Here is a 12,695-nt window from a genome sequence, read left to right on the forward strand (position 1 = left end):
GTGGTGCTGTTTCAACCCCAGGGCATGATGGGGACGGCACTCACTGCACTCTTGTACGAACCATCCACCAACTTGGTGCTGTAAGTCAGATAGACAAGGGCATTGCGCTTCTCGTCGTAAAAACGCACCACCTTCTGCTCCTTGAACACCAGCGAGGTGCTGACGTCGAACACCTCTTCCCCCGCCTTCAGCTTGGCGGGCAGGGTGATGGGGCCGATCTGGTGGCAGGAGAGGGAGGCGTGGGAGGGATCTTCCGCCAGCCCAAGGCCACCCTTGACGCCGCCGGTCTTGGGGCGGGCCAGATAGCAGGCGACACCGGCGATTTTAGGGTCGTCGAACGCCTCCACCAGGATCTTGTGGTTGGGTCCGAGCAGCTTGAAAGCGGTGCTCACCTCGCCGACGGGATCGGCCTTGTCGGCCAGCACCGGGCCGGCCATCAGTGCCCCCAGCAGCAGGGGCAGGGTGCGAGCAAGGGTCTGAAGATGTCTCATGGTCTCTCCTGTTGGCCTCCCTCAGAAAGGGATGCCCAAACGACGATAGAGGCTGGCCAGCACCCAGGCGGGGCCTACCAGCAGAAATTGCAGGTCGGTGAGAAAGGAGGGGCGTTTCCCCTCGATATGGTGACCGACGAACTGGGCTATCCAGAACAGCACGAACCCGATAAGGGCAGGCCACAGCAGCGGCCCCTGCCAGACGTGGCAGAAGGCCAGTCCCAGGGCGGTCAGGGCTGTCATCCCCGTAAAGATCGTCAACGACAGCCGCAGGTAGAAGACCAGCACCAGGATGGCCACCAGCCCCGCCCAGTTGAAGGACGCTGGCAGGGGACCGGCGGGCAGGCACCAGAGCAGTGCCAGGATGCAGAGGTAGATGCCTGGCACCGCCACCTTGTGGATGGCCACATTGACGGGGTGTTGATGGCTCTGGCCGTAGTCGCGAAACCAGTCATCCAGTCGTTGCATGGCACCTCCCTGGTGCGCGTATTGAGGCCGGGCGACCTCGCGTTCCTGTGCGTCTGCGGCGGGCTGCGCCCACCGGATGGGGTGACCCGCGGCTGATCACGCTCCCGGCGGTGGATATTCCCAATGCCGGGATACCGTGTCCGTTCACGCTCGCAGCGGTGGATATTCCCAACGCCGGAGACCGTGTCCGCTCATGCTCGCAGCGGTGGATATTCTCAACGCCAGATATCGTGTCTGTTCACGCTCGCAGCGGTGGATATTCCCAACGTCGGAGACCGTGTCTGCTCATTCTCGCAGCGGTGGATATTCTCAACGCCGGATATCGTGTCCGTTTACTCCTGCGACGGTGGATATTCCCAATATTGGGCCGGAATGCTTTTGAGCAAGGGGGTCATGTCGGGATTGGGCAGGGCGATGGTGACTCTCTGCTCCAGATTGGCGCTGGCCAGGGCCTCACGGATCTTGGGGTTCTCCCGAAAGAACGCCATGAAGCTGCCGTCGGCATAGGCACGCTCGAGGCCGGTCTGGATCGCCTTGGCCAGCTTCGGCGACTCCGGGCTGACGAAGAAGAACTCGGCGAAGGGGTAGCGGATCAGCAGGTGCTGATCGATCACCAGGTTGGGATATTGTGCCGCCAGCTCGCTGCGTTCGGCGAAGATTTCCACCAGACCACGGGGGAAGAAGTCCAGCTTGTCGCCGTCATTCATCAGGCGAAACAGGTTGCTGTAGCGCCCGGCATAGGTGGGAATGCCTGCCAGCTCCAGGATCTTGTTGTCGGCCCAGCCCACCCCCTGGGCGGCTTTCAGTTTCTTGAGGTCTGCCAGGGTGTTGATCTGGTTGAACCGCTCCTGGGCATCGGCGTGGATGAAGGAGAGGCGCAGCCCTTCCAGGCCACGAAACAGCGGGATTGGCACTGCGGTGAGGGAGGATTCCAGCGCGCTGGAGGTACCCATCCAGAACACATTGATGACCTTGCCCTTGGCAAGCGCCTGCTGGAGGCTGTACTGGTTGAGATTGAGGTCGACCCGCTCCAGCTTGTAGGGCTGCCCGGCGTGGTTGAGCGCCAGTTCCAGCAGCTTGAGCTGGTATTCGTTGTCGAGATCGTTGATCGGTCGGCTGGGGACCTTGACGGTGAGCGTCTGTGCTTGTGCCAGCAATGGCAGGCACAAGCACAGCCTGATGAGCCATTTCACGCTTTGATCTCCTGTAGGATCCGGGACTTGCCCGGAGTCTAACAGAAGTTGTCACGCTCTTGCTGTGAAAGGGGCCGGGGATCACCCGGCCGCGTCATCTTCGGGCATGGCCTGCCCTGTGCCCGGCTCGTACCGAGGCCGGGCTTGTTCGCCGCATCAGGCGACGCGACGGAACACGTGAGTGTCGTTGAATTCCTTGGTGCTCTGGCATTCAACACAGAAGCGGGACTCGGGACGGGCCTGCAGCCGCTTGAGAGAGATCTCGTCGCCACAGGATTCGCAATAGCCGAAATCCCCTTCATTGATCCGCTTCAACGCCCCTTTCAGCTTGCGCAGGTGCAACTTGTCGTGCTCGATGCGGTTCAGCTCCAGGCGACGGGCCTCCTCGACACTGGCACGGTCAATTTCATCCGCCATCTCGTTGGTATCGGTGGCGATAGCCTGGCTGGCCTGGGAGTTGAGACGTTCTTCGAGCTCAAGGATTTGTCGCTCGATCTGGCCTTTGTAGAAGGTCAGTTGGTCTTCTGTCATGAAATCACACATACGGTTTGCTACCAGTCAGTTTCCCAATGTTACCCATTGATGGGGGCTGTCTGTCGTCAGACCAAGCCCTTGTATCCCGTTTTGCACCAAATCCATGCAGGAGAGTGCAAATCAGGGCGGGCCTTGTACCAAAAAAACGCAGACATGCAAAGGAAATTGGATAAGGAGTGTGCGCCCTTGCAAAGAAATGGGCCTTCTCCGACAGGGTCTGACTGAGTATCGAACGAGATCCCGCCGCCGTTGGCATCGAGCTTGCAGTGGGCTGATCGTGACACAAAGTGTTTAGTATTTGGTGCCGCGCTGGTCATTATACAGGCCGTTGTTTATAGTTTTTTAAACACCGCTGCTTGACAAAGGCCTTTATCACGGGCTTTTATGGTGTGGTCGATTACATTTTCTTAACAAGGGTGTTCCTTATATTAGACACCCTTGACAATGGCAACCGTAAAGTCGGGGTTTAACATGGACAGTATCAAGGGCTGGATGGAGAGCAATCGCATCACGGAAGTGGAGTGCCTGTTTCCGGATTTCACCGGCAATGCCCGAGGCAAGATCATTCCAGCCAACAAGTTTCTGCGCGAGGGGGGCATGCGGCTGCCCGAGGTCATCTTCACCCAGACGGTGACTGGCGAGTACCCGGATGACGACAGCATGATAGACCCGCTGGAGCGGGACATGCAGCTCTATCCCGATCCCAACACCATTCGTTTCGTACCCTGGGCGCTGGAGCCCACCGCCCAGGTGATCCACGACTGCTTTGACGTCAACGGCAAGCTCATCGACATCGCTCCCCGCTCCGTGCTGCGCCGGGTTCTGTCATTCTACGAGAAGCAGGGCTGGAAGCCGGTGGTGGCGCCGGAGCTGGAGTTCTACCTGGTGACCCGCAACGAAGATCCCGACTATCCGCTGGTACCGCCGGTGGGCCGCAACGGCCGCCCGGAAACGGCCCGCCAGTCGTTCAGCATCGATGCGGTGAACGAATTCGACCCCATCTTCGAGGACATGTACGACTACTGCGAGGCCCAGGAGCTGGAGGTGGACACCCTGATCCATGAATCCGGCGCCGCCCAGATGGAGATCAACTTCCTGCACGGGGATGCCATCGATCTCGCCGACCAGGTGTTTCTGTTCAAGCGCACCATGCGCGAGGCCGCCCATCGCCACGGCATCTATGCCACCTTCATGGCCAAGCCCATGAGCAACGAACCGGGTTCCGCCATGCACATCCACCAGAGCCTGGAAGACATGGATGGCAACAACCTGTTTGGTACCAGCGAAGGGGGCAACTCCGATCTGTTCATGCATTTCATCGCCGGCCTGCAGAAATACACCCCGGCAGTGACCGCTCTGCTGGCGCCGAACGTCAACTCCTACCGCCGCCTCACCTTTGGCGAGAGTGCGCCGCGCAACGTGCAGTGGGGGGTGGAAAACCGCACCTGCGGCCTGCGGGTCCCCTTCTCCGAACCGAGCGCACGTCGGGTCGAGAACCGCTTCGCCGGGGCCGATGCCAATCCGTATCTGGCTCTGGCCGCCACCCTGGCCTGCGGCTACCTCGGCATGCTGGAGAAGCTCGAACCCATGCAGGAGATGAAGGCGAGTGCCTATGACCTGCCCTACAGCCTGCCCCGCTCGCTGGAGGAATCGCTGAGCCACCTGGAGCAGTGTGAACCCATCAAGGACATGCTGGGGGAGCGCTTCATCCGCGCCTTCGTGGCCGTCAAGCGCAAGGAGTACGAGACATACTTCGGCGTGATCAGCCGCTGGGAACGGGAATTCCTGTTGCTGAACGTCTGATCTGTCCCCGGGGGAGGCGAGGCCTCTCCCCGTCATATCGCAAGCAAGGTGCCGAAGGCCCGTCTCGCGGCGGCGCCCGCGACCCGGAAGGCACCGAGTATAGGTGAGGCCCGCTCCCGCAATGGAGAGGGGGGTCACCTGCAATCAACTGGCGACGATGTTCGCCCCATGGAAAGGCATCGAGCAGGCAAGAGAGTGCCAGCCCCGTGAATGGCAGTGACCGGGCAGGCCACCCGTGCCCTCATGAATGGCGACAAGATTCGCCGAATCGAAGGAACCGAGGAGCAAGCAATGCAGCACACCACCCGTGAGTGGCAGCAACTGGAAGCCAGCCATCATCTGCATCCGTTTACCGATTTTCAGGCCCTGAACAAGAAGGGCAGTCGCATCATCACCAAGGCCGAAGGCGTCTATCTGGAAGACTCCGAAGGCAAGCGCATTCTGGACGGGATGGCGGGTCTGTGGTGCGTCAACATGGGCTACGGCCGTCAGGAGCTGGTGGATGCCGCCACTCGCCAGATGCAGCAACTGCCCTACTACAACCTCTTTTTCCAGACCAGCCACCCCCCTGCTGCCGAGCTGGCCACCCTGCTGGCCGAGATCACCCCTTCTCACCTCAACCACGTCTTCTTCACCGGTTCGGGTTCCGAGTGCAACGACACCGTGCTGCGCATGGTGCGTCACTACTGGGCCAGCAAGGGACAACCTGACAAGCAGGTGATCATCAGCCGCCACAATGCCTATCACGGCTCCACCGTGGCGGGGGCCAGTCTGGGCGGCATGAAGGGGATGCACGCCCAGGGCGGCTTGCCCATTCCGGGCATAGTACACATCGACCAGCCCTATCACTTCGGTGAGGGAGAGGGCATGAGCGCCCACGAGTTCGGTCTGGCCCGTGCCCGCCAGCTGGAAGAGAAGATCCTGGCACTGGGGGTGGACAAGGTGGCCGCCTTCATCGGCGAGCCTATCCAGGGTGCGGGGGGGGTCATCATTCCCCCCGAGAGCTACTGGCCCGAGATCCAGCGCATCTGCGACCAGTACGGCATCCTGCTTATCGCCGACGAGGTGATCTGCGGCTTTGGCCGTACCGGCCACTGGTTCGCCAGTGAAGGCTTCGGCATCAAGCCGGATCTCATGTGCCTGGCCAAGGGCATTACCTCCGGCTATCTGCCGATGGGGGCCGTGATGGTGGGGGACAGGGTTGCCAGGGTGCTGGTGGAAGAGGGGGGCGAGTTCAACCATGGCTTCACCTATTCCGGCCATCCGGTCGCCTGCGCCGTGGCCATTGCCAACATCCAGCTTATGCAAAGGGAGAGCATAGTTAAGCGAGTTCATGATAGTATCGGCCCCTATTTGCAGCGCCGCTGGGCTGAGCTGGCGGACCATCCGCTGGTGGGGGAAACCCGTGGAAAAGGTCTGGTCGCCGCGCTGGAAATAGTGCAGGACAAGCAGACGAAACGTCGCTTCCCGGCCGAGCTCCATGCCGGGATGACCTGTCGGGAGTTCTGTTTTAACAATGGCTTGGTGATGAGGGCTGTCGGCGATACCATGATCATATCGCCCCCCTTGGTGATCACCGAGGAACAGGTGGATGAATTGGTCAAACTGGCCAGGCTCAGTCTGGACCTGACGGCTGCAAAGCTGCGGGAATAGGCGGGAACCGGGCAGGTTGGCTTACGCATACAATTTGCTTAGGAGACAAGGACTATGTCTTTTAAAAAGGGAATGATGGCTGCTTCCGTGGCGCTGGTCATGATGAGTACCGGGGCGATGGCCGACGAGAAGGTGCTGCACGTCTACAACTGGAGCGACTATATCGCGCCGGATACGCTGGAAAACTTCCAGAAGGAGACGGGTATCAAGGTGGTCTACGACGTGTTCGACAGCAACGAAGTGCTGGAAGCCAAGTTGCTGGCAGGCAAGTCGGGCTATGACATCGTCGTACCGTCCAACCCCTTCCTGGCCAAGCAGATCAAGGCAGGTGTCTTCCAGAAGCTGGACAAGTCCAAACTCTCCAACTGGCAGAACCTGGACGTCGACCTGCTCAAGGCGCTCGAACCGAGCGATCCGGGCAACCAATACTCCATCCCTTACCTGTGGGGCACCATCGGCTATGCCTACAACGCCGAGAAGGTGAAGGCCGTGCTGGGGGCCGATGCCCCGGTGGACTCCTGGGATCTGGTGTTCAAGCCGGAGAACATGGCCAAGCTGAAGGAGTGCGGTGTCTCCTTCCTCGACTCGCCGACCGAAATGCTGCCGGCCGCCCTGCAATACCTGGGCTTCAAGCCGGACAGCCAGAAGCCGGACGAGCTGAAGAAGGCAGAGGAGCTGTTCCTCTCCATCCGTCCCTATACCGCCTATTTCCACTCCTCCAAGTACATTTCGGATCTGGCCAACGGCAACCTGTGCGTGGCAGTGGGTTACTCTGGTGACCTGCAGCAGTCCAAGGCCCGTGCCGCCGAGGCCAAGAACGGTGTCAGCCTGACTTACACCATTCCGAAAGAGGGGGCAGGCAGCTTCTTCGACATGATCGCCATCCCGGCGGATGCCAAGAACGTCGAGGCGGCCCACACCTTCATCAATTACCTGATGAAGCCGGACGTGATCGCGAACATCACCAACGTGGTGCAGTTCCCGAACGGCAACAAGGCGGCCACGCCGCTGGTGGACGAGGCGATCCGTACCGACCCGGGTATCTACCCGACGCCGGATACCCTCAAGAAGATCTACACCTTCCCGGATCTGCCGGCCAAGGTGCAGCGTCTGATGACCCGCAGCTGGACCAAGATCAAGTCAGGCAAGTAAGAGTGACGAGTACCCCTCCCGGTCCGCAGTTCGGCCGGGAGGGTGGTGACCACCCGACAGGTTGGACGGCGCGTATGGATGCGCGACTGGCAAAATCACACAAATGAGGACTGATAAGTGCACATGACCAAGATGGCAACGCTGGCCCTGACCCTGGGGTTTGCAAATCTGACCCAGGCAGCCCCTGTGGTTCATTTTTACAACTGGTCCGATTATATCGGCGAGACCACCCTCAGTGACTTTCAGCAGAAGACCGGGATCAAGACCGTCTACGACGTGTTTGACTCCAACGAGACGCTGGAAGGCAAGCTGCTGACCGGACGCACCGGCTACGATCTGGTCGTGCCCTCCAACAATTTCCTGGCCAAGCAGATCAAGGCGGGGGCCTTCCAGAAGCTGGACCTCACCCTGCTGCCAAACCTGAGCAACCTGGATCCCTTGCTGCTCAAGCAGCTCGAGAAGGTGGATCCGGGCCATCAGTACGCCGTGCCCTACCTCTGGGGCACCAACGGCATCGGTTACAACGTCGACAAGATCAAGGAAGTGCTGGGTGTCGACAAGATTGACTCCTGGGCGACCATTTTCGAGCCGGAAAACATGAAGAAGCTCTCCCAGTGCGGCGTAGCCTTCCTCGATTCGGCGGACGAGATGATCCCGGCGGCCCTCAACTACCTGGGGCTTAACCCCAACAGCCATGAGCCGGCGGACATCAAGCGGGCCGAAGAGCAGCTGCTCAAGGTGCGCCCCTATGTGGCCTACTTCCACTCCTCCAAATACATCGGTGACCTCGCCAACGGCAACATCTGCGTGGCCGCGGGTTTCTCCGGCGACATCCTGCAGGCGGCGTCCCGGGCCGAGGAGGCGGGCAAGGGGATCAAGATTGTCTACAGCATCCCCAAGGAGGGTGGCAATCTCTGGTTCGACATGATGGCGATCCCGGCCGATGCCACCAACGTGAAAGAGGCTCACGCCCTGATCAACTACATTCTCGAACCGCAGGTCATTGCCAAGGTGAGCGACTATGTGGGTTACGCGAACCCGAACATCAAGGCGGGAGAGTTCATGGACAAGGCCGTTCGCGAGGATGAGTCTGTCTATCCCCCCCAGGCGGTGCTTGAGCGTCTGTATGTGCAGGAAGCACATCCCCGCTCGGTGCAGCGCCTGATCACCCGGAGTTGGACCAAGATCAAATCCGGAACCTAACCTTGGCGCCCATCCCGGGGCGCCAGATTGTATTGATGGATCGGCCCAGGCCGGAATCACCTTTGGGAGTTTGGTAATGGCGATAGCCTCCAGTGCCTACAAGAAAGCCCTCGAGGGCAGCCAGCAGCGTAAAGAAGTGCTGGTCAAAATAGACAGGGTAAGCAAGCAGTTCGACGAAACGCTGGCGGTCGACAACGTGTCTCTCAACATCCACAAGGGCGAGATCTTCGCCCTGCTGGGTGGGTCCGGCTCCGGCAAGTCCACCTTGTTGCGGATGCTGGCCGGGTTCGAGCGACCCACGGAAGGACGGCTGTTCCTCGACGGCGTCGACATTACCGACATGCCGCCCTATGAACGCCCCATCAACATGATGTTCCAGTCCTACGCCCTGTTCCCCCACATGACGGTGGCCCAGAACATCGCCTTCGGCCTCAAGCAGGATGGCCTGCCCAAGGCGGAGATCGATGCCCGGGTGGAAGAGATGCTCAAGCTGGTGCAGATGACCCAGTACGCCCGCCGCAAACCGCACCAGCTCTCCGGTGGTCAGCGTCAGCGGGTGGCCCTGGCCCGTTCCCTGGCCAAGCGTCCCAAGCTGTTGCTGCTGGACGAGCCCATGGGGGCGCTGGACAAGAAGCTGCGCTCTACCATGCAGCTCGAGCTGGTCGAGATCATCGAGCGGGTGGGCGTGACCTGCGTCATGGTGACCCACGATCAGGAAGAAGCCATGACCATGGCCGAGCGGATCGCCATCATGCACCTCGGTTGCATCGAGCAGATCGGCAGCCCGATGGATATCTACGAGACCCCGGCCAGCCGGCTGGTGTGCGAGTTCATCGGCAACGTCAACCTGTTTGACGGCCTGCTGGTGGAGGATGAGCAGGACCACGCCATCATCGCCTGTGCGGATCTGGAGCAGCCCATCTATGTGGGTCACGGCATCAGCTCCCGGGCGGAGAACAAGAAGGTCACCTATGCCCTGCGTCCGGAAAAACTGCTGATGAGCCTGCAAAAGCCGGAAGAGATCGAGCATCCGGACTTTAACTGGACCAAGGGCGAGGTTTATGACATCGCCTATCTGGGCGGCCATTCCGTGTATCACATCCAGTTGCCCTCGGGCAAAATCGTTCAGGCTTTCATCGCCAATGCCGAACGCCACGGCAAACGGCCGACCTGGGATGACCAGGTGTTCCTCTACTGGGAAGATGACAGCGGCGTGGTGCTGCAATCATGAAGGTATTGAGACGACTCAAACAGGTGGGAGGGCGGCAGCTGGTCATCGGCATCCCCTTCTTCTGGCTGTTCCTCTTCTTCCTGCTGCCCTTCATCATCGTCGTGAAGATCAGCTTCGCCGAAGCGGACGTGGCCATCCCGCCCTACACGGACGTGGTGAGCTGGGCCGACAATCAGCTCACCATACTGCTCAACCTGGGCAACTACCTGCTGCTGCAGGAGGATGAGCTCTACATCGCGGCTTATCTGGGGTCCCTCAAGATAGCCCTGGTCAGCACCCTGCTCTGCCTGCTGATCGGCTATCCCATGGCTTACGCCATTTCGCGGGCCAACAAGGAGACCCAGACCGTTCTGCTGCTGCTCATCATGATGCCGACCTGGACGGCGATCCTGATCCGGGTCTACGCCTGGATGGGGATCCTCAGCAACAACGGCCTGCTCAACAGCGTCCTGCTGGGCATCGGGGTGATCGACGAACCGCTGCAGATCCTCAATACCAACCTGGCGGTCTATATCGGCATCGTTTACTCCTACCTGCCGTTCATGGTGCTGCCGCTCTACGCCAACCTGGTCAAGCACGACCAGAGCCTGCTGGAGGCGGCCTCCGACCTGGGTGCCCGCAACCTGACCCGGTTCTGGCAGATCACGGTGCCACTCTCCAAGAACGGCATCATCGCCGGTTGCATGCTGGTCTTCATCCCGGTGGTGGGCGAGTTCGTCATCCCCGAGATGCTGGGTGGTCCGGAGACCCTGATGATCGGCAAGGTGTTGTGGCAGGAGTTCTTCAACAACCGTGACTGGCCGGTGGCCTCCGCCCTGGCGGTGGTGATGCTGGCGGTGCTGATCATTCCCATCATCCTGTTCAACCGCAACCAGGCCAAAGAGCTGGAGGGCAAGGCATGAGACGTTTCGGTTTTGCCAAGCTGATGCTGTGGCTGGGTCTGCTGTTCATCTACCTGCCCATGATCATCATGGTCATCTACTCCTTCAACGCCTCCAAGCTGGTGACGGTGTGGGGAGGCTGGTCGCTCAAGTGGTACTTCGGCCTGCTCGACAACAAACAGTTGATCGGATCCGTGTTCCGCTCCCTGGAGATCGCCTTCTACACCGCCATCGCGGCGGTGGCGCTGGGGACGGTGGCGGCCTTCGTGCTGACCCGGATCCCTCACTTCCGTGGCCGGACCCTGTTCGGCGGCATGGTGACGGCGCCGCTGGTGATGCCCGAGGTGATCACCGGTCTCTCCCTGCTGCTGTTGTTCGTGGCCATGGCCCAGCTGGTGGGTTGGCCCGCGGAGCGGGGCATGCTGACCATCTGGATAGCGCATACCACCTTCTGTACCGCCTATGTGGCGATCGTGGTGTCGGCGCGGCTGCGGGAGCTGGATCTCTCCATTGAGGAGGCGGCCATGGACCTGGGAGCCAAGCCCTGGAAGGTGTTCTTCCTGATCACCATCCCGATGATAGCCCCGTCGCTGGCGGCGGGTGGCATGATGTCGTTTGCCCTGTCGCTGGATGATCTGGTGCTGGCGAGCTTCGTCTCCGGCCCGGGTTCGACCACCTTGCCGATGGAAGTGTTCTCGGCGGTGCGTCTCGGCGTGAAGCCCGAGATCAACGCCATCGCGAGTCTGATCCTGCTGTCGGTATCCCTGTTCACCTTCGGTAGCTGGTATCTGATGGCCCGGGCGGAGAAACGCCGTCGCGCCGAGATCGCCATGACCACCCAGATGCAGGCAGTTGCCTGACCTGCCCCGTGATAAGATCCGCATTCCCCCATCCGTCAGGAGAATGGAATGCGGATCTCCCTCTTCATCGGCCAGAGCGCCGAACTGAACCCAGAGCAGGCCCCCGGCCTCATCAGTGCCATCCACAAGCAGCCTGCCGACGCCCCTCTGTGGTGCGATTTCCTCGGCCTTCGCGGGGATGAGCAGAGCGACAGACGCCATCATGGCGGCCCGGATCGGGCCCTGCACCATTACCCTGCGGAGCACTACGCCTGGTGGAAAACCTGGCAAACCGCGCTGGGGCTGCCTGTACCACGCACACCCTGGCAGCCTGCTGCCTTTGGCGAGAATCTCTCTGGTCTGGGGCTGACCGAGGCGCAGGCCTGCATCGGCGATGTCTATCGACTTGGAGAGGCGCTGATCCAGATAAGCCAGCCCAGATCCCCCTGTTTCAAGCTCAACCAGCGCTTTGGCTATGGCCAGCTCTCCCAGGTGATGCAGTTGAGTGGCCGCTGTGGCTGGCTGCTGCGGGTGCTGGAAGAGGGAAGGGTGGATCCGCAGGGGGAGCTGACACTGGTGGACAGACCCTACCCTGAGCTGACGGTGAAGCGCACCGCCGACATCCTGTTCAACCAGGCTCGCAACGAGGAAGACCTGCAACTGCTGCTGGAGAACCCGGCGCTCTCTCCCAATTGGCGCCAGCATGCGGCTCATTGGCTGGAACATGGAGTGGTGGCGGATTGGAGCCGGCGTTTGCTGGGGCCGACCGAGTTCAGGTTGCCTCGACAGGACTGAAGGCAGGCGGAAAGATACCTTGTGGGCGATTTTTCCTGCGACTCGCTGAATTATTGAGCGTAAAGCCATTTTTTTAGAGTGAATGCAAAAAAAAGGCTTGTGTCGGGTCGGGGCTTTCGGTAAATTCTCGCCCCGCAGACATCGGTGTGTAGCGCAGCTTGGTAGCGCACTTCGTTCGGGACGAAGGGGTCGGAGGTTCGAATCCTCTCACACCGACCACATTTGAAAAGGCCGCTCAATGAGCGGCCTTTTCGCATTTGGTCTGTTGAAGCAAAGCTGACATTTCCATTGTCGATTGCTGTTCCTGTTCCTGTTCCTGTTCCGATCTCCCTCATTTGCCCAACTAAAAGGGCCACCGCTCGGTGGCCCCACTGGTGGAGTCTGATCCTGACTCCGGCACTCTAGATTGTGACAATCTCGTTGTGGGTCTTGTCGATGGTGCCCTCCTTGCG

The 12,695-nt window shown here is 60.4% G+C and carries 12 protein-coding genes and 1 tRNA gene; 9 read left to right on the forward strand and 4 right to left on the reverse strand.

Annotated features, from left to right (window positions below; translation table 11 throughout):
• Positions 1-11: 11 nt before the first annotated feature.
• The 4 genes from OKC41_RS11675 to OKC41_RS11690 form a co-directional block, all read right to left on the reverse strand.
• Positions 12-491, reverse strand: coding sequence for a CreA family protein (locus OKC41_RS11675; RefSeq protein ID WP_041214236.1), 480 nt, complete (start codon positions 489-491; stop codon positions 12-14).
• A gap of 21 nt (positions 492-512) precedes the next feature.
• Entirely contained in the window at positions 513-959 is a 447-nt protein-coding gene (locus OKC41_RS11680) for a DUF962 domain-containing protein (protein WP_201894998.1), read from the reverse strand.
• A gap of 332 nt (positions 960-1,291) precedes the next feature.
• Positions 1,292-2,152: a hypothetical protein gene (locus OKC41_RS11685; RefSeq protein ID WP_010676062.1), complete on the reverse strand. Its 861-nt coding sequence runs from the start codon at positions 2,150-2,152 to the stop codon at positions 1,292-1,294.
• A 156-nt stretch (positions 2,153-2,308) separates the two neighbouring features.
• Positions 2,309-2,695 (reverse strand): TraR/DksA C4-type zinc finger protein, encoded by a 387-nt coding sequence (locus tag OKC41_RS11690; protein WP_010676061.1) that lies wholly within the window; start codon positions 2,693-2,695, stop codon positions 2,309-2,311.
• A gap of 462 nt (positions 2,696-3,157) precedes the next feature.
• Between OKC41_RS11690 and OKC41_RS11695 the strand changes: the two genes are divergently transcribed.
• From OKC41_RS11695 to OKC41_RS11735, 9 genes are all read left to right on the forward strand, one after another.
• Positions 3,158-4,489, forward strand: a complete 1,332-nt coding sequence (locus tag OKC41_RS11695; protein WP_010676060.1) for a glutamine synthetase family protein — start codon at positions 3,158-3,160, stop codon at positions 4,487-4,489.
• Positions 4,490-4,780: 291 nt separating this feature from the next.
• On the forward strand, positions 4,781-6,142 hold the full coding sequence (locus OKC41_RS11700) for an aspartate aminotransferase family protein (RefSeq protein ID WP_010676059.1): 1,362 nt from the start codon (positions 4,781-4,783) through the stop codon (positions 6,140-6,142).
• A 54-nt stretch (positions 6,143-6,196) separates the two neighbouring features.
• Positions 6,197-7,294 carry a polyamine ABC transporter substrate-binding protein gene (locus tag OKC41_RS11705; protein ID WP_039039663.1) on the forward strand — a complete coding sequence of 366 codons (1,098 nt, stop codon included), beginning with the start codon at positions 6,197-6,199 and terminating at the stop codon, positions 7,292-7,294.
• A gap of 117 nt (positions 7,295-7,411) precedes the next feature.
• Positions 7,412-8,497 carry a polyamine ABC transporter substrate-binding protein gene (locus OKC41_RS11710; protein WP_201894999.1) on the forward strand — a complete coding sequence of 362 codons (1,086 nt, stop codon included), beginning with the start codon at positions 7,412-7,414 and terminating at the stop codon, positions 8,495-8,497.
• A gap of 76 nt (positions 8,498-8,573) precedes the next feature.
• Entirely contained in the window at positions 8,574-9,728 is a 1,155-nt protein-coding gene (gene potA, locus OKC41_RS11715) for a polyamine ABC transporter ATP-binding protein (protein ID WP_010676056.1), read from the forward strand.
• Complete coding sequence (locus tag OKC41_RS11720; RefSeq protein WP_201895000.1) at positions 9,725-10,630, forward strand: ABC transporter permease subunit; 906 nt, start codon at positions 9,725-9,727, stop codon at positions 10,628-10,630. The genes potA and OKC41_RS11720 overlap by 4 nt, the downstream gene beginning before the upstream one ends.
• Positions 10,627-11,469, forward strand: coding sequence for an ABC transporter permease subunit (locus tag OKC41_RS11725; protein WP_010676054.1), 843 nt, complete (start codon positions 10,627-10,629; stop codon positions 11,467-11,469). The genes OKC41_RS11720 and OKC41_RS11725 overlap by 4 nt, the downstream gene beginning before the upstream one ends.
• A gap of 48 nt (positions 11,470-11,517) precedes the next feature.
• Positions 11,518-12,243, forward strand: a complete 726-nt coding sequence (locus tag OKC41_RS11730; protein WP_048209581.1) for an MOSC domain-containing protein — start codon at positions 11,518-11,520, stop codon at positions 12,241-12,243.
• A 142-nt stretch (positions 12,244-12,385) separates the two neighbouring features.
• Positions 12,386-12,462 (forward strand) — tRNA-Pro (locus OKC41_RS11735).
• The last annotated feature ends 233 nt before the right edge of the window (positions 12,463-12,695 follow it).

The sequence above is a fragment of the Aeromonas sp. QDB17 genome (genome assembly GCF_027705305.1).
GTDB lineage: Bacteria > Pseudomonadota > Gammaproteobacteria > Enterobacterales > Aeromonadaceae > Aeromonas > Aeromonas caviae.